Consider the following 16,045-nt stretch of genomic DNA (forward strand, 5'->3'; position numbering starts at 1 on the left):
CTCTGTCACGCCCCGCATGGGAGGACATGCGGAGCCGGGTGCGGCCCGAACGAGCCGCTCCCGAGACATATCGGGAGGAAAACCATGACATCCTTTATTGCGGAGACCGCAGGCGCGGTCCGCCGCCTGATGACACGTGGCGCTACGGTGGCGCTGCTGGCTTCGGTGGCATCCACGGCGGCGCTGGCCCAAGAGGGCGACACCGTCAGAATCGGTTATGCCGTCTCCAAGTCCGGCCCCAACGCGGGCGGGTCCGACATGACGGTCACGCCCAACTACCAGCTCTGGGTCGAAGAGGTGAACGCCGCGGGCGGCCTCACCCTGCCCGACGGCAGCCAGAAGATGATCGAGGTCATCGAATACGATGACCGCTCCTCCGCCGAAGAGGTGGTGCGCGCCGTGGAGCGCCTCGCCACGCAAGACGAGGTGGATTTCATCCTCCCGCCCTGGGGCACCGGCTTCAACCTCGCCGTCGCGCCACTTATGGCCAAGTTCGGCTACCCGCACCTCGCGGGCGCGGCGGTAACCGACAAGGCCCCCGACTTCGTCGAGCGCTGGGACACCAGCTTCTGGTTCATGGGCGGCAGCGTCGATTATGTTGACGCGCTCACCGAGATCCTCGTCGCCCAGCGTGAGGCCGGCACGATCAATGACCAGATCGCCATGGTCTCCGTGGCCGACGGCTTCGGGATCGATCTGGTGAAGGCCGCGCGCCCCGCCTTCGAGGCCGCGGGCTTCGAGGTGAGCTACGACAAGACCTTCCCGCCCGAAACCTCCGACTTCGCCACCATCCTCGGCGAGGCCGGCAATGCGGGCGCCGATACCTTCGTGGCCTTCAGCTACCCGCCCCACACCTTTGCCCTGACCAAGCAGGCCAAGGTCGCGGGCTTCAATCCGCCGGTCTTCTACCTCGGCGTCGGCGCGGCCTTCCCGGTCTATCCGGGCATCGCGGGCGGCTCGGTGGAGGGCGTGATGAGCCTCGGCGGGATCGACCCCAACAACGAGCTCACGATGGCCTACCGCAGCAAGCACGAAGAGGTCGTCGGCCGCGCGCCCGATCTCTGGGGCTCGATCCTCGTCTATGCCTCGCTGCAGATGCTCGCCCAATCCATCGAGCGGGTGGGTCTCGACAAGGCCGCCGTGGCCAACGAGCTCTCCACCGGCAGTTTCTCGACGGTGCTTGGCGAGGAGACCCGGCTGGAGAACAACCAGCTCCGCGCGATCAACTGGATCGGCCAGTGGCAGGACGGCAACTTCGTCGCCGTCTCCGCCGATGGCGGCGAGGGCAAGGCGGCGGTTAAGCTGCCCAAGCCCGGCTGGGAATAACCCGAACCGGAGCGCGGCGGGCCTTGCCCCGCCGCCTCCCTCCACTCAAGACGCAGCGGACCCCTCATGCTTGAACACGTCGTCAACGGGCTGGTGCTCGGCGGCACCTACGCGCTGGTCGCTATGGGGCTGACCATCCAGTACGGCATCGCCCGGATCATGAACCTCAGCTTCGGCGATACGATCATCGCCGCCTGCTTCGCCACATGGCTCATGTTCACCGGCCTCGCGCTGAGCCCGATCCTCGCGCTGGTGGTGCTGGTGCCCGCAGGCTACGCGCTGAGCCTCGTGGTCTACCGCTTCATCATGAAACCGCTGGTCGACCGCGCCCCCGATGAAGGCGCGTTGGAGGTCGACAGCATCCTCGTCACCTTCGGCCTGCTCTTCGTGATCCAGGGCGTGTTGCTCACCCTCTTCGGCGGCGGCTACACCAGCTACAGCTATCTCAACAGCCCGGTGAACGTGCTCGGCACCACCGTGGCCGCCAACCGCCTGCTGGCCCTCGCGCTCAGCCTCGCCATCGGCGCCGCGCTGGTGGTGGTGCTCTTCCGCACCCGCTGGGGCATGACCCTCCGCGCCGTGGCCCTCGCCCCGCAAAGCGCCCCGCTCTACGGGATCGACACAAACCGCGCCGCGCGCACCGCCTTCGCCATCGGCGGGGCGCTGGCTTGCACCGGGGGCGTGGTGCTCTCGATGTTCCAGACCTTCACCGCAACCGGCGGCGTGGTCTTCACCATGAAGGCGCTGATCGTGGTCATCCTCGGCGGCAAAGGCAGCGTGCCGGGGGCGATCCTCGCGGGCCTGCTGCTGGGCCTCGTCGAAACCTTCGTCGCCGCCTACATCGACCCGGGTCTGACCCTCGCCGCCGTCTACACCGTCTTCCTCGCGCTGCTTCTGGTGCGGCCCAACGGCCTCTTCGGAAAGGCCTGAGCGATGAAGACACCCCTCGCCTTCGCCCTCGCCGCCGTGGTGCTCGCCGCCCTCGCCGCCGCGCCCCTCTTCATCCCCGACTACTGGACAGGCGTGCTGCTCGGGATGACAGGCTACGTGGCGCTGGCCACCGCATGGGCGCTGTTCTCCGGCCCCACCCGCTACGTCTCGCTCGCCACCGTCGCCTTCTTCGGCGTCGGCGCCTACACCGTCGCCGTGCTGAACGAGGTGCTGCCCTACCCGCTGGTGCTGCTCTGCGCCGGTGGCATCGGCGCGGCGATGGCCCTTGTGGTCGGCCTCTCCACCCTGCGGCTCGCGGGCGTCTACTTTGTGATCTTCACCTTCGGCCTCGCCGAGCTGGTCCGCCAGACGGTGAGCTGGTGGGAGGTCAACGTGACCTACACCATGGGCCGCTACGTGTTCCTGCCCTTCGAGGGGCGGCACATTTACTGGCAGCTCCTCGCCCTCGCCGCCGTCACCCTGCTGATCTCATGGGCCATCGGCCGCTCGCGGCTCGGGCTGGCGCTGAAGGCCATCGGAGATGACGAGACGGTCGCCGCCCACGCGGGCATCAACGTGACCCGGATCAAGCTGACGCTCTTCGTCATCTCCGCCACGCTCATCACCCTCGTCGGCGCCATCCAGGCCCCGCGGTGGACCTATATCGAGCCTTCCATCGTCTTCAATCCGACCGTCAGCTTCATGACCCTCATCATGGCCCTGCTGGGCGGCGCGATGCGCCTCTGGGGGCCGCTGGTGGGCGCGGTGCCGCTCTTCCTGCTGTTCGAATGGCTCTCTGTCAGCTTCCCCGATCACTTCTCGATCATCCTTGGGCTGCTCTTCATCCTCATCGTCTTCGTCATGCCGCAGGGCGTGCTGGCCAAGCTCGAAGACCTGCGCGGGAGGGGCAAGCCATGAGCGCCGAGCTGCACCTGAGCCACCTGCACAAGCGCTTCGGCGGGCTTGTCGCGGTGAAGGACGTGTCCTTCTCCCTCGCGCCCGGCGAAGTGGTCGGTCTGCTCGGCCCCAACGGCTCGGGCAAGACCACGGTGATGAACATGATCTCCGGCGCGCTGCCTTGCGACGGCGGCTCCGTGAAGGTCGGCACCACCGACATCACCCGGATGAAGCCTCACCGCGTCGCCAAACACGGCGTCGCCCGCACCTTCCAGCTCGTCCGCCCCCTGCCCACCCTCACCGTGGGCGAAAACGTCATGCTCTCGCTGGCCTTCGGCAAGAAGCGCCACTGGGGCCGCGAGGCCCGCGATCTGGCGGAAGAGAAGCTCGCCTTCGTCGGGCTGGCGGGCCGCGGCGGCGAGCAGGTGGGCAACCTCACCTACATCGACCAGAAACGCATGGAGATGGCCCGCGCGTTGGCCTCCGAGCCGGATATCCTGCTGCTCGACGAATGGCTTGCAGGCCTCAACCCCTCCGAGCTCTCCATCGGCATCGAGCTGGTGCGCCACCTTCAGGGGCAGGGCATCACCGTGCTGCTGGTCGAGCACATCATGGAGGCCGTCCGCGCCCTTTGCTCGCGCTGCATCGTGATGAGCGCAGGCGAGGTCATCGCCGAGGGGCCGTCCGCCGAAGTGCTGGCCCGCCCTGCCGTGATCAAGGCCTACCTGGGAGACGACCATGCTTGAACTCTCCGGCCTGACCGTGCGCTACGGCAAGCACCTCGCGGTGGAGGGCGTGAGCCTGACCGTCGAGAAGGGCGAGGTGGTGGTTGTGCTCGGCGCCAACGGCGCGGGCAAGTCCTCCACCCTCAAGGCGGTGGCGGGCATGGTCCCCGCCGCCTCGGGCGAGGTCCGGATGAACGGCGAGCGCCTCACCGGCCTGCCCGCCCACGCCCTCACCGGCAAGGGCCTCGCGCTGGTGCCCGAGGGGCGCGGCATCGTCGGCCAGATGACGGTGGAGGAGAATCTCCGCCTCGGCGCCACACCACCCCGCGCCCGTGCCTCCGAGGAGGAGACACTGGCGCAGGTCTTCGAGATCTTCCCCCGCCTCGCGGAGCGGCGCGGGCAGATCGCCCGCACCATGTCGGGCGGCGAGCAGCAGATGGTGGCCGTGGGCCGCGCGATGATGTCCAGGCCCGATTTCCTTTTGCTCGACGAGCCGAGCCTCGGCCTCGCCCCCATCGTGGTGGGCGACCTCTTCAAGGCGCTCGCTCGCGTGCGCGCCACCGGGGTGGGCCTGCTGATCGTGGAGCAGAACGTGAAGATCAGCCTGCGCCACGCCGACCGGGGCTACCTGCTCGAGGCAGGCCGGATCACCGGCGCGGGATCGGCCGAAGAATTGATGACAGACGATGCGGTGCAAAGCGCCTTTCTGGGCGGCAGCGCGTGACCCAAAGCCAAGGAGAACCCCATGAGCGTGCTTGAACTTCTGATCGCCGGCGAGAAGGTGAGCGCCGAGGGCGGGCGCACCTTTGCCCGCAACAACCCGCTGACTGGCGGCGTCGCCACCGAGGCCGCCGCCGCCACCGTGGCCGATGCGATGCGCGCCGCCGATGCCGCCGCCGCCGCCTTCCCCGAATGGTCCGCCACCGGCCCCGGCCAGCGCCGCGCCCTGCTGATGGCCGCCGCCGACAGCCTCGAGGCCCGCAAGGGCGATATCGCCGTGGCGATGGCCGAGGAGCTGGGCGCCACCGCCGCATGGGCCGGATTCAACGTGATGCTGGCCGCCGGCATGCTGCGCGAGGCCGCCGCGATGACCACCATGATCAAGGGCGAGATCATCCCCTCCAACCGCCCCGGCTCGATGGCCATGGCCATCCGCCAGCCTGCCGGCGTAGTGCTCTCGATGGCGCCGTGGAACGCGCCCGTCATCCTCGGCGTCCGCTCGCTGGCCATGCCGCTCGCCTGCGGCAACACCGTGGTGATGAAGTCCTCCGAGCTCAGCCCCCGCACCCATGCGCTGATTGTCGAAGCAATGCAGGAGGGCGGGCTGCCCGCAGGCGTGCTCAACGTCATCTCCAACGCGCCCGATGACGCCGCCGATATCGTCGAGGCGCTCATCGCCCACCCTGCCGTGCGCCGGGTCAACTTCACCGGCTCCACCCGCGTGGGCCGGATCATCGCCAAACTGGCCGCCGAGCACCTGAAGCCAGCGCTGTTGGAGCTGGGCGGCAAGGCCCCGATGATCGTGCTGGACGACGCCGATCTCGACAAGGCCGTCGCCGCCGCCGCCTTCGGTGCCTACATGAACCAAGGCCAGATCTGCATGTCGACCGAGCGGCTGGTGGTGCATGAGGCCATCGCCGATGCCTTCGTCGAGAAGCTCGCCGCCAAGGTCCGCACCCTCGCCGTGGGCGACCCGCGCGAGGGCAACACGCCGCTGGGATGCGTGGTCGACAAAAACGCCGTGGAGCGGATCATGGGCCTCGTGCGCGACGCGCAGGACAAGGGCGCCAAGCTCGTCGCCGGCGGTCAGGCCGATGGCGTGCTGATGCAGGCTACCCTGCTCGACCATGTCACCCCCGCCATGCGGATCTACACCGAGGAGAGCTTCGGCCCCACCGCCTCGGTGGTCCGCGTCGGCTCTATCGACGAGGCGGTGCGCGTAGCGAACGACACCGAATACGGCCTCTCCGCCTGTATCTTCGGCGAGGACACCGTGCGCGCGATGAACGTCGCCAAGCGGATCGAGAGCGGCATCTGCCACATCAACGGCCCCACCGTCCACGACGAGGCGCAAATGCCCTTCGGCGGGGTCAAGGACTCCGGCTATGGCCGCTTCGGCGGCACGGCAGCGATCGAGGAGTTCACCACCCTGCGCTGGATCACCGTGCAGGACGGCACTCCGCATTACCCGATCTGAGGGGCGCTCGGCATGTTCGACCTCCAAGGCAAGACCTGCCTCATCACCGGCGGCGCGGGCTCTCTCGGCCTCGCCGCCGCGCGGATGCTGCACGCGCAGGGCGCGCATCTGGCGCTGGTGGATCTGCACCTCTCCGATCTGGACGAAGCCTGCGAGCGGGCCTTTGGCGCCGAGGCCGCAGGGGTGCTGCGCCTCGCCTGCGATGTCACCGACGAGGCTCAGGTCCGCCGCGCCGTTGCCCGCACCGTCGACCGCTTCGGCCGGATCGACGTGCTCGTCTCCAACGCGGGCATCTTCGGCACCGTCGCCCCCATCGAGGCCTACCCGACCGAGGTGTTCGATAGCGTGATGGCCGTCCACGTGCGCGGCGCTTTCCTGCTGGCCAAACACGCCGTCCCGCACATGGGGCAGGGGGGCAGCATCGTGCTCACCTCCTCCGTCGCCGCCACCCGGGGCGATCCCGGCGTTTATGCCTACATCACCGCTAAACACGCCCTGACCGGCCTTATGCGCGTGCTGGCCAAGGATCTCGCCCCGCGCGGCATCAGGGTCAACGCCATCGCCCCCGGCCCGGTGGACAACGGCTTTCAGAAGGCGGTGGAAGACGGGCTGGGCGCCGAGATCGGCCGCGACGGCACGGAGTTCTTCAACGAGATGATCCCGATGGGCCGCCACGGCACGGCGGATGAGATCGCCGCCTCCATCCTCTACCTCGCCTCGTCCCAATCGGGCTTCACCACCGGCCATGCGCTCATGGCCGATGGCGGCATGTCGGTCTGATGCTAGCGGAAGAGCTTCTCGATGTAGTCGGCGCCAAGCCCGACCTTCTCGTAATGCTCCTTGCAAAGCGCGATGTACTGGTGAACGTCAAAGTAGCCGTCCGGCTCCCCGTCCTCGTCCAGCCATATGAGCGGGCCGGTGACCTTGAAGTGCACCTTCATCGGGTCTTCATGCTCATAGGCCACCAGCGTGTGCCCCTCGCCCGGCGTTTCGTACACAAAGTCGCCCGCCGTCGCGATCCAGTCATGCTCGAGGTAGCCCCACTTGCCGGAGATCGTGTAGGCGAACACTTCATGCGGGTGGTAATGCCGGTTCACCAGCCCCGGCCCCGTCGCTATCAGCACATCGCACCACTGGTTCTTGCTGGGCGAAATCCAGACCGGCTTCGAGAACACCGTCTCGGTGAAGGGCACGTAGTAGCGCATGTCGTCATCGGCGATGTTCGGCAGGTACACCTCCGGCGAGGCATCGGGCTGAAACACCTTGGTGATCGGCTTCAGATCGCGCCAGAACTCGCTGCCGCCTTTGTCGTCGTCTTTCATCTCGTCTCTCCTCCCTTGGGGTTCCTAGGTATCTTTCGTCGGGCCGATATCCTGCGCCAACTCTGCGGCGGCCTCCTTCAGCAGGCGCGCGGCGCGCTCCTGCACCTCCAGGCCAAAGCTCCCCAATGTGCCGAAGGCCGAGATCGTCAGCGCCGTGCGCCCGCCCGCGATGACCGGCACCGAGACGGCGGCAATATCAGGCTCGTTGTCGCCCCGGTTCAGCGCATGGCCCTCGGCGCGGATGCCCTCCAGCAGCGGCTCCACCTCGGCAAGCGCCGCCTGCGCCACGCTCTGCCCGATGGCCCAGTTCTTCCGGTCGCGCGGCGCCATTCCGGCCAGAAACAACCGGCCCTGCGCGGTGCTCAGCATCGGCAGGGTGGTGCCGGTGCGGATGTTCACCGAAATAGGCCTGTCGGCCTGACTCACTGCCACGCAGAGCGGCCCGCGCGGGGTGTAGCGGCAGGCCATCACCGACTCCTCCAACCCCTGCCGCAGCCGGTCCAGCGTGGCTTGCAGGCTGGCGGGCAGCGGGGCGAGGTCTTCGGCCATCCGCCCCAGCCGGGCGAGGCGCGGGCCGGGAGCGTACACCCCGCGCCGCACTGCCGTCAGCACGCTCGCGGCCTCCAGCGTCGCCAAAAACCGGTGCGCCGTCGCGTGAGAGAGCCGCAACTCCCGCGCCACCACCTCCGCCGTCAGCTCGGCCCGCGCCTCGTTGAACAGCTCCAGCGCGTCGAAGGCCTTCATGACAGACAGGTTGATCGGCGTGGCCATGCAGGCGGTCTCCCTCAGCGAGCATTGACTCACCTTGCCGCGCTGCCTCACTATCTGCAAACAGAATCTCAAATAGTGAAATGTGAGACAGGCAGCAGGGCGCACGCATGAAAGACACCCCCACCATCACCGCCGGCGGCGCGATCTTCGGCAAGCTGAAGGCGCTGGGCGTGGACTATGTCTTTGCCAACTCGGGCACCGACTTTCCGCCGATCATCGAAGGGCTGGTGGAGGCCCGCCGCGCCGGGCTCGACCTGCCCACGCCCGTCACCGTGCCCCACGAACACGCCGCCGTTTCCATGGCCCATGGCTACTGGCAGGTCACCGGCCGCCCGCAGGCCGTGCTGCTGCACACCAACGTCGGCCTCGCCAACGGCGCGACGGCGGCGATCAACGCATGGTGCGATCAGGTCCCGATGATCGTGATGTCGGGCCGCACCCCCGTCACCGAGCACAGCCGCTTCGGCGCCCGCACCGTGCCCATCGGCTGGGGTCAGGAGATGTTCGATCAGGAGGCTCTGATCCGCGAGACCACCAAGTGGCATTACGAGCTGCGCTTCCCCGACCAGATCGCCGAACTGATGGACCGCGCATGGGCCATCGCCAACTCCACCCCGCGCGGGCCGGTATACCTGAGCCTGCCGCGCGAGGTGCTCTGCGAGCCCTGCCCGCAGGCCGGGCTGGAGGCTCCCTCGCGCATCGCCCCGGTGCGCACCGCCCCCGACAGCGCGGCGCTGGCTGAGGCCGCCGAGGCGCTCGCCAAGGCCGAAAACCCCCTCATCATCGCCCAGCGCGGCGCAGGCAGCGAGGCGGGCTTCGCCGCGCTCTCCGCCCTCTGCGAGGCCCACGCCCTGCCGCTCTCGCACTACTGGTCAAACCAGCTCGCCCTGCCGCTCTCCCACCCCATGCAGGTGGGCGCCGATCCTGGCCCGTGGCTGGCCGAGGCCGATGTCGTGCTGGTGCTCGACGCGCTGGCGCCGTGGTTCCCCGACAAGGTCACGCTGCGCGAGGATGCCACCGTAATCATGGCCGGGCCCGACCCGCTCTTTACCCGCACCCCCGTGCGTGGCTTTCCCGCCGCCATCACCCTCTCCGGCCCGACCGACCGGGTGATCGAGGGTCTGGCGCAGGCGATGGGCGTACCGCAGCAGCCCGACGCGATCGAGGCCCGCCGCACCCGCATCACCGAAGCCGCCGCCAAGGCCCGAGGCCAGGCCGTAGCGCAAGCCGAAACCGGCGCAGGCAGCCCCATGAGCAAGGAATGGGTGAGCCTCTGCCTTGGCCGCGCCATCCGAGCACAGGCCGAACAAGGCCGCCGCGCCACCGTCTTTCATGAACTCGGCTGCCCGCTCATGCCGCTCGATCTGCAAGAGCCTGACAGCTACTTTCAGGAGCCGCATTCCGGCGGCCTCGGCTGGGGCCTGCCCGCCGCCATCGGCGCGCAGATGGCCCACCCCGACAGACTCACCTTCGCCACCATGGGCGACGGCAGCTACATGTTCGCTAACCCCACCGCCTGCCACCTCGTGGCCGAGGCGCATGAGGTGCCGGTGATCGTGCTGGTGCTGAACAATGAGGAGTGGGGCGCGGTCCGGCACTCGGTCGAGGGGCTCTACCCCAAGGGTGCCGCGCGGGCCTCCAACGAGGTGCCGCTCACCTCGCTCCGCCCAAGCCCCGACTTCACCCGCACCGCCGGGGCCAGCCGCGCCCATACCGAGACCGTCACCGACGGCGCCGACCTGCCCGCCGCGCTGGAGCGCGCCATCTCGGTCGCCACCACCGAGCGGCGGCAGGTGCTGCTCAACATCGCCATCGCACGAACCGCGCCGCACTAACCGGCGCCCCGCAAACAGAGACAATCAGGGAGGAACCAATGTCTTTTGTCAGAACGCTCGCCACCTCTGCCGTGGCCCTCGCCCTTGCCACCGGCGGGGCCTTCGCGCAGGAAATCCAGCTCAAGCTGCACCACTTCCTCAGCCCCAAGGCCCCCGCCCACACCCAGATGCTGGAGCCCTGGGCCAAGAAGATCGAGGAGGCCTCCGAGGGCCGCGTGAAGATCGAGATCTTCCCGGCCATGACCCTCGGCGGCAAGCCGCCTCAGCTTCCGCGTCAGGCTCGTGACGGCGTGGTCGACCTCGTCTGGATCGTGAACGCCTATGCCGCCGGGGCCTTCCCCCGCACCGAGGTCTTCGAGCTTCCAGGCGTGCATCGCGGCGACAACGCGGCGGTGAACAAGGCCATGCTGGCGATGTATGACGAGTTCCTCGCCGAGGATTTCCAGGGCGTCGTGCCCATGTTCCAGCACGTCCACCAGGGACAGGCCATCCACATGGCCTCCGAAGAGGTCCGTAGCCCCGCCGACCTCGCCGGCAAGAAAATCCGCATCCCCTCGCGCACCGGCTCATGGGTGCTTGAGGCCCTCGGCGCCTCGCCGGTACAGACGGCGGTGGGCGAAATCCCGGTCGCGCTCTCCAAAAAGGTGATCGACGGCGCGCTGATCCCGTGGGAGATCATCCCCGCCCTCAAGATCCACGAGGTCACCGACTACCAGATCGAGGGCCCGGGCGGTAAACGCTTCGGCACCACCTCTTTCTCGGTGCTGATGAACGAGGCCAAGTGGGACAGCCTTCCAGAAGACATTCAGGCCATCTTCCGCGAAGCCTCCGACGAGGCGTGGCATGCCGAGGTGGGCGAGGTCTGGGCCAATGCCGATGCCCACGGCATCGAGGTCGCCACCGGCGCGGGCAACACCCACATCCAGCTCACGGATGAGGAATGGGCGGCCTTCGAGGAGCCCATGTCCACCGTCGTGACCCGCTGGATCGAGGAGATGAACGGTCAGGGCATCGACGGGCAGGCGCTCTACGACAAGGCGGTCGAGCTGGTCGGCCAGAACATGCAGACCAACTGAGATGACGGGTGAAACCCCCGGCGCGGGCCGCTTCAGGCCCGCGCGACGCCTGATCGAGGGCTGGGCGCTCTTCGGCGGCCTTGTGCTCTTTGCCGTGGTCGCCGTCAACGCATGGTCGATCCTCGCGGGCTGGCTCGCCAACGCGCCCTTTCCCGGCGACTTCGAGCTGACCGAGATGGGCACCGCCGTCGCCGTCTTCGCCTTCCTGCCCTACTGCCAGCTGGTCGGCGCCAATGTCTCCGCCGATATCTTCACCATGCGCGCCTCGCCCTGGCAGGTGGCGCTGATGTCGCTGCTCGCCGCGCTGGTGGCCTTCGCCTTCAGCGTGCTGCTGATCTGGCGCATGTGGCTCGGGCTGGTCGATTACCGCACCTACACCGAGTTCACCGGCATCCTCGAAATTCCGATCTGGTGGGCTTTTGTGCCCGTTCTGGCCTCGCTCGCCCTGCTGCTGCTGGCCTCTTTCATCACCCTGACAGAGGCCATCGCGGCCCTGAAATCCAAGCGGAGCGCCTGACCCGTGGACAGCCTGACCATCGGCCTCACCGGCCTCGGCGTGCTCGTGGCGCTCATCGCCATCCGCATCCCCATCGCCTACGCGATGATCCTCGTCGGCGGCGTAGGCACGGCGGTGCTCAACGGCTGGCCCATCGTGCTGAGCCAACTCAAGGATCTCGCCTACGCGCAATTCTCCAACTACGACCTCTCGGTGGTGCCGCTCTTCGTGCTGATGGGGGCCATCGCCTCGCGCACCGGGCTCTCGGCCGACCTTTTCCGCGCCGCCAACGCATGGCTCGGCTGGATGCGCGGCGGGGTGGCCATGTCGGCCATCGCGGCCTGCGCGGGCTTCGGCTCGGTCTGCGGCTCCTCGCTGGCGACCGCCTCCACCATGGGCCGCGTCGCCCTGCCGGAACTGAAGAAGTATCGCTACTCCGACCGCCTCGCCACCGGCACCATCGCGGCGGGCGGCGTGTTGGGCATCCTGATCCCGCCCTCGGTGGTGCTGATCATCTACGCCATCATCGTCGAGGCCAACGTGGTGACCATGTTCATGGCCGCCCTGCTGCCCGGCCTCATCGCCGTGGCGCTCTTCCTGTTGACGATCCTCGCCTACACCACCCTCGCCCCCGGCTCCGGCCCCTCCGGCCAACGCGCCTCCCGCGCCGAGCTGGTCTCGGCCACGCTGGCGATCTCCCCGGTGCTGGTGGTCTTCGCCGCCGTCATCGGTGGCCTCTACTTCGGCCTCTTCAACCCCACGCCCGCCGCCGCCGTGGGCGTGGTCATGGTCGCCCTCATCGGCCTGCTGCGCGGCAAGCTGACCCTGGTGGAAACCCGCGAAGCCCTGCTGGAGACCGCCCGCACCACCGGCATGATCTTCCTGATCCTGCTCGGCGCTGAACTGCTGAAGATCTTCATGGCCCGGGGCGGCGTGCCGCAGGTCATGGCCGAGATGATGGCAAACTCCGGCCTCGCCCCGATGACCACCCTCATCCTGCTGCTGGCCGCCCTGATCCTGCTGGGCTGCCTGATGGACAGCCTGTCGATGATCCTCCTCGCCATCCCCTTCTTCTGGCCCGTGCTGGTGGAGATCAACGGCGGCGACTGGGCCACCGCGGCCGAAAGCCCCTTCGGGATGACGACTGAAGACCTCAAGATCTGGTTCGGCATCCTTGCGCTGATCGTTGTCGAACTCGGCCTGATCACGCCCCCCGTAGGCATGAACGTCTTTATCATCTCGGCGCAGGCGCCCGACGTGCCGATGCGAGATACCTTCCTCGGCGTGCTGCCCTTCTTTGTCGCCGAACTGCTGCGCGTGGCCCTGCTGCTGGCGGTGCCGGGGCTTGTGTTCATCCTGCCGGGGCTGGTCGGCTCATGACAGCGCCAGTCGCCTAGCCCGCCTTCCCCGGCTGCTTCGGCAGGTCCAGCACCACCCGCAGCCCACCGGATGGCGGCAGCTCCGCCCGCACCCGGCCACCGTGATGCTCGATCGCGCGGCGCGCGATTGCGAGGCCCAAGCCATATCCGCCCCTTTGCGGCGCACCCGACCCACGGGCGAAGGGGTAAAAGATCGTCTCAAGGTCTTCCGGGCGCACCCCCGGCCCCTCGTCCGTCACGCTGATGCTCAGCCTGCCCCCCACCTCCGCGCACTCCACCGTCACCGATGTGCCCTCGGCGGTGTGCTTCACCGCATTGCGAATGACGTTTTCCAACGAGCGATACACCAACTCGCCTTCGACCTCCGCCAAGAAGCTGCCCGGCAGGTCGGTGGTCACCGTCACCCGCCGCTCCGCCGCCTCGAAGGCCGCATCCGCGAGGATGGCGTTGAGCAGGTCGATCAGGTCGAGCACCTGGGTCTGCAACGGGGCATCGACCCGCTCCGAGAGCCGCGCCAGCGTGAGCACCTCGCCCACCAGCTCGTCCAGCCGCTCCACCTCACGGTCCATCCTGTCCAGCATCGTGCCCAGACGGGCGGGCGATTTGCGCAAGATCCCCGTGGCAGCCTGCAACCGCGAAAGCGGCGAGCGCAGCTCATGCGATACATCATGAAACAGCCGCCGCTGGGCCTCGTGATGCTCCTCCAGCCGCACCGCCGTGCGGTCGAAATCACCCGCCAAAGTCGAAATCTCGTCCTTCCGATGCGCGAGCGCCGCAGCGATCCGCACGTCGAACCGCCCATCCGCCAGCGCACGCAACCCGTCGCGCAGCTGGATCACCGGGTTCACGAGGTTTCGGGCCAAGAGCGCCGCCGCCAGCACGGTCGAGGCCAGCACGGCAAGGCCCAGCATGATCGGCGCAAACCTGTAGGAAACAAACGGGGCCGGCGGCTCGGTCGAAAGCCGGTAGCACCCGCCCGCCCTGTCCACCAACTGCTCATAAGGCCCCGCACCCTCGGCGCAGTCTCCCACCCCCAACTGCGTGAGGCGCAGGCCAAGCGGCCGCGCCCGTTCCGAGACTTCGGCAAACCGCATCGCCGCCTCCGGCCCCTCATCCGTGAGCACGGCTTCTGTCAGGTCGAGCGCCACCTGCCGCCGGTCCTCCTCGAGTTTCAGCAGCACCGGTGAGGCCTCGAAGGCATTCAGGATCAGGATCATCCCCACGATCGAGCCAATCACCGAGACGGCGATCACAACGAGAGATTTCAGGAACAGGCCGCGCATGTCAGTCCACCAGAAGCTGATAGCCCTGCCCCCGAACAGACAGGATGCTCGACTGGCCATCGGCGCGCCACCCCAGCTTCTGACGCACGCTCGAGATATGCACATCGATCCGCCGGTCGAACGGTGTGAGCGGCTGGCCGAAGGCACGCCGCGAGATGTCCTGCTTCGACACCAGCTCACCGGCCTGCCGTGCCAGCACCTCCAGCAGGCTGAACTCGGTGCCCGTCAGGCTGATCGCCTCGCCATCCCACTCCGCCGTCCGGCTGCCGGGATTGAGCGTCAGCCGCCCTGCCCGGATCGGATCGCTCGCCGCCACCTCCTGCAGGCGCCGCACCCGCCGAAGGATCGCCCGCATCCGGGCCGAGAGCTCGCCGGGCGAGCAGGGCTTCGGCACGTAGTCATCCGCACCAAGGTTGAGCCCGGCGATCCGGTCAGTGTCATCCCCGCGTGCGGTGAGCATCAGCACCGGCACCTCGCTCTGCGCGCGGATGCGCTGCAGCACTTCGATCCCGTTCATCCGCGGCATCATGATGTCGAGCACGATCAGATCCACCCTTGCCTCCACCGCCGCCCCAATCGCCTCCCGCCCGTCGGAGGTGGCCGCAACCTCGTAGCCCTCGTCCGAGAGATACTCCCGAAGAAGGGTCGTCAGCTCCTCGTCATCATCGACCAGCAGAACCTTGATCACCTGCGTCATCCTCTGCGCATTCGGCCCGTCCATAGCCTGTGAACACGGCCCCAAGGCCATGTTTTACCCAACTTTACACAAGCTTGACGGCGCTTGACATTCAACCGGCTAGAGATGGCTCCACCAAACGAGCCTTCCGCGAGCCCCACGTGCCCCTCTCCCGATTGCACCCCTTCCCCCTTTGGCTGGCCCTCTCGCTTCCCGCCGCCGCCATCCTCATCGGGCTGGCGCGTAGCGGCGGAAAGATCGGGGCCGGCTCGGAGGCGCTCCACATATCTGGCGAACTTTCGGCTTGGTTGCTGATCGCCGCCATGCTGGCCAGCCCACTCGCACTGGCGCTGCGCGGATGGCGCGGCCCGCGCTGGCTGCTGAAGCACCGGCGCTACCTCGGCGTGGCGGCCTTCGGCTACGGCGCACTGCACACGCTGGTCTACCTCCTCGACCGGCAGGCCTTGGCCTCGGTGCTGAGCGAGTCCACGCGGTTCGAGATCTGGACCGGCTGGCTCGCCTTCCTCATCTTCATCCCCCTCGCCGCCACCTCTACCGACGCCGCCATGCGCCGACTCGGACGGCACTGGAAGACCCTCCAGCGCTTCGTCTACCTCGCCGCCCTGCTCACCGCCCTCCATTGGGCCGCCCTCCATGACTGGGGAGGCATCGCACCTGCCGCGCTCTTCTTCAGCCCCCTGGCCGCGCTGGAAGCGTATCGGCTCCGCATCTGGCTACTCCGCCCGCGTCGCGACATCCCCACCGCAAAGGAAACCAAATGAGCTTCGATGACAGGGCCTTCCGCCAGAAGGTCATCGTGATGACCGGCGGCACAAGCGGCTTCGGCGCCAAAGCGCTGGAATTGCTCGCGCAGGAGCGCGACACCCGGATCATCCTCGGCGCCCGTGGCGAGGGCCGCGCCGTGCCCGCCGGGGTCGAGGTGCTCCCGCTCGATCTGGCCTCGCTGCAGAGCACCCGCGCCTTCGCCGCCGAGGTGCAGCGCCGTCTGGCCGGTGACGGCATCGACGTGCTCCTGCTCAATGCCGGGCTGCACGGCTCCAAGGCCGGTCAGGTCAGCGCCGAGGGCTACGGCCTCACCTTCGCCGTCAACCACCTCGCCCACTATCCCTTC

Annotated in this window: 16 protein-coding genes and 1 pseudogene; 13 read left to right on the top strand and 4 right to left on the bottom strand. The window is 68.2% G+C overall.

The features are described from left to right. Positions 1-84: 84 nt before the first annotated feature. The 7 genes from KUV38_RS15230 (at position 85) to KUV38_RS15260 (ending at position 6,855) form a co-directional block, all read left to right on the top strand. Entirely contained in the window at positions 85-1,326 is a 1,242-nt protein-coding gene (locus KUV38_RS15230) for an amino acid ABC transporter substrate-binding protein (protein WP_261385247.1), read from the top strand. A 66-nt stretch (positions 1,327-1,392) separates the two neighbouring features. After that, on the top strand, positions 1,393-2,256 hold the full coding sequence (locus KUV38_RS15235; protein WP_222470861.1) for a branched-chain amino acid ABC transporter permease: 864 nt from the start codon (positions 1,393-1,395) through the stop codon (positions 2,254-2,256). 3 nt (positions 2,257-2,259) lie between these two features. Beyond that, positions 2,260-3,174, top strand: coding sequence for a branched-chain amino acid ABC transporter permease (locus tag KUV38_RS15240; RefSeq protein ID WP_222470862.1), 915 nt, complete (start codon positions 2,260-2,262; stop codon positions 3,172-3,174). After that, complete coding sequence (locus tag KUV38_RS15245) at positions 3,171-3,899, top strand: ABC transporter ATP-binding protein (protein ID WP_222470863.1); 729 nt, start codon at positions 3,171-3,173, stop codon at positions 3,897-3,899. The genes KUV38_RS15240 and KUV38_RS15245 overlap by 4 nt, the downstream gene beginning before the upstream one ends. Next, positions 3,892-4,602 carry an ABC transporter ATP-binding protein gene (locus tag KUV38_RS15250; RefSeq protein WP_222470864.1) on the top strand — a complete coding sequence of 237 codons (711 nt, stop codon included), beginning with the start codon at positions 3,892-3,894 and terminating at the stop codon, positions 4,600-4,602. Before KUV38_RS15245 ends, KUV38_RS15250 begins: the two co-directional genes overlap by 8 nt. Positions 4,603-4,623: 21 nt before the next feature. Beyond that, positions 4,624-6,075, top strand: coding sequence for an aldehyde dehydrogenase (locus tag KUV38_RS15255; RefSeq protein ID WP_222470865.1), 1,452 nt, complete (start codon positions 4,624-4,626; stop codon positions 6,073-6,075). A gap of 12 nt (positions 6,076-6,087) precedes the next feature. After that, positions 6,088-6,855, top strand: a complete 768-nt coding sequence (locus KUV38_RS15260) for an SDR family NAD(P)-dependent oxidoreductase (RefSeq protein ID WP_222470866.1) — start codon at positions 6,088-6,090, stop codon at positions 6,853-6,855. A 2-nt stretch (positions 6,856-6,857) separates the two neighbouring features. Here the strand turns inward: KUV38_RS15260 and KUV38_RS15265 are convergent, their stop codons facing one another. Together KUV38_RS15265 and KUV38_RS15270 are read right to left on the bottom strand one after the other, a co-directional pair. After that, positions 6,858-7,397, bottom strand: a complete 540-nt coding sequence (locus KUV38_RS15265) for a 2,4'-dihydroxyacetophenone dioxygenase family protein (protein WP_222470867.1) — start codon at positions 7,395-7,397, stop codon at positions 6,858-6,860. 24 nt (positions 7,398-7,421) lie between these two features. Next, positions 7,422-8,168 carry an IclR family transcriptional regulator gene (locus KUV38_RS15270; RefSeq protein ID WP_222470868.1) on the bottom strand — a complete coding sequence of 249 codons (747 nt, stop codon included), beginning with the start codon at positions 8,166-8,168 and terminating at the stop codon, positions 7,422-7,424. Positions 8,169-8,275: 107 nt separating this feature from the next. Between KUV38_RS15270 and KUV38_RS15275 the strand changes: the two genes are divergently transcribed. Genes KUV38_RS15275 through KUV38_RS15290 form a run of 4 tightly spaced genes read left to right on the top strand, consistent with a single transcriptional unit; the run spans position 8,276 to position 12,955 of the window. Further along, positions 8,276-10,003: a thiamine pyrophosphate-requiring protein gene (locus tag KUV38_RS15275; protein WP_222470869.1), complete on the top strand. Its 1,728-nt coding sequence runs from the start codon at positions 8,276-8,278 to the stop codon at positions 10,001-10,003. Positions 10,004-10,041: 38 nt separating this feature from the next. Continuing rightward, entirely contained in the window at positions 10,042-11,079 is a 1,038-nt protein-coding gene (locus KUV38_RS15280) for a TRAP transporter substrate-binding protein (protein ID WP_222470870.1), read from the top strand. 1 nt (position 11,080) lies between these two features. Then, on the top strand, positions 11,081-11,596 hold the full coding sequence (locus KUV38_RS15285) for a TRAP transporter small permease (protein WP_222470871.1): 516 nt from the start codon (positions 11,081-11,083) through the stop codon (positions 11,594-11,596). Between the two features lie 3 nt (positions 11,597-11,599). Next, a complete protein-coding gene (locus KUV38_RS15290; RefSeq protein WP_222470872.1) occupies positions 11,600-12,955 on the top strand; it encodes a TRAP transporter large permease in 1,356 nt (451 codons plus the stop codon). Positions 12,956-12,968: 13 nt separating this feature from the next. Here the strand turns inward: KUV38_RS15290 and KUV38_RS15295 are convergent, their stop codons facing one another. Next, on the bottom strand, positions 12,969-14,237 hold the full coding sequence (locus KUV38_RS15295; RefSeq protein WP_222470873.1) for an ATP-binding protein: 1,269 nt from the start codon (positions 14,235-14,237) through the stop codon (positions 12,969-12,971). Between the two features lies 1 nt (position 14,238). Then, positions 14,239-14,934 carry a response regulator transcription factor gene (locus tag KUV38_RS15300; RefSeq protein ID WP_261385248.1) on the bottom strand — a complete coding sequence of 232 codons (696 nt, stop codon included), beginning with the start codon at positions 14,932-14,934 and terminating at the stop codon, positions 14,239-14,241. A 140-nt stretch (positions 14,935-15,074) separates the two neighbouring features. Between KUV38_RS15300 and KUV38_RS15305 the strand changes: the two genes are divergently transcribed. Further along, the gene (locus KUV38_RS15305) at positions 15,075-15,695 is read left to right on the top strand and encodes a sulfite oxidase heme-binding subunit YedZ (protein ID WP_222470874.1); all 621 of its coding nucleotides are present in this window, start codon (positions 15,075-15,077) and stop codon (positions 15,693-15,695) included. 38 nt (positions 15,696-15,733) lie between these two features. Further along, positions 15,734-16,015: pseudogene (locus KUV38_RS21165) on the top strand (hypothetical protein); the annotation flags it as partial. Positions 16,016-16,045 lie beyond the last annotated feature (30 nt).

This window comes from Vannielia litorea (genome assembly GCF_019801175.1).
Lineage (GTDB): Bacteria > Pseudomonadota > Alphaproteobacteria > Rhodobacterales > Rhodobacteraceae > Vannielia > Vannielia litorea_B.

Excerpts from the sequence above, each read along its gene's own strand:
- KUV38_RS15230 (WP_261385247.1), top strand. The coding sequence starts at position 85 with ATGACATCCTTTATTGCGGAGACCGCAGGCGCGGTCCGCCGCCTGATG.
- KUV38_RS15235 (WP_222470861.1), top strand. The coding sequence starts at position 1,393 with ATGCTTGAACACGTCGTCAACGGGCTGGTGCTCGGCGGCACCTACGCG.
- KUV38_RS15240 (WP_222470862.1), top strand. The coding sequence starts at position 2,260 with ATGAAGACACCCCTCGCCTTCGCCCTCGCCGCCGTGGTGCTCGCCGCC.
- KUV38_RS15245 (WP_222470863.1), top strand. The coding sequence starts at position 3,171 with ATGAGCGCCGAGCTGCACCTGAGCCACCTGCACAAGCGCTTCGGCGGG.
- KUV38_RS15250 (WP_222470864.1), top strand. The coding sequence starts at position 3,892 with ATGCTTGAACTCTCCGGCCTGACCGTGCGCTACGGCAAGCACCTCGCG.
- KUV38_RS15255 (WP_222470865.1), top strand. The coding sequence starts at position 4,624 with ATGAGCGTGCTTGAACTTCTGATCGCCGGCGAGAAGGTGAGCGCCGAG.
- KUV38_RS15260 (WP_222470866.1), top strand. The coding sequence starts at position 6,088 with ATGTTCGACCTCCAAGGCAAGACCTGCCTCATCACCGGCGGCGCGGGC.
- KUV38_RS15265 (WP_222470867.1), bottom strand. The coding sequence starts at position 7,397 with ATGAAAGACGACGACAAAGGCGGCAGCGAGTTCTGGCGCGATCTGAAG.
- KUV38_RS15270 (WP_222470868.1), bottom strand. The coding sequence starts at position 8,168 with ATGGCCACGCCGATCAACCTGTCTGTCATGAAGGCCTTCGACGCGCTG.
- KUV38_RS15275 (WP_222470869.1), top strand. The coding sequence starts at position 8,276 with ATGAAAGACACCCCCACCATCACCGCCGGCGGCGCGATCTTCGGCAAG.
- KUV38_RS15280 (WP_222470870.1), top strand. The coding sequence starts at position 10,042 with ATGTCTTTTGTCAGAACGCTCGCCACCTCTGCCGTGGCCCTCGCCCTT.
- KUV38_RS15285 (WP_222470871.1), top strand. The coding sequence starts at position 11,081 with ATGACGGGTGAAACCCCCGGCGCGGGCCGCTTCAGGCCCGCGCGACGC.
- KUV38_RS15295 (WP_222470873.1), bottom strand. The coding sequence starts at position 14,237 with ATGCGCGGCCTGTTCCTGAAATCTCTCGTTGTGATCGCCGTCTCGGTG.
- KUV38_RS15300 (WP_261385248.1), bottom strand. The coding sequence starts at position 14,934 with ATGACGCAGGTGATCAAGGTTCTGCTGGTCGATGATGACGAGGAGCTG.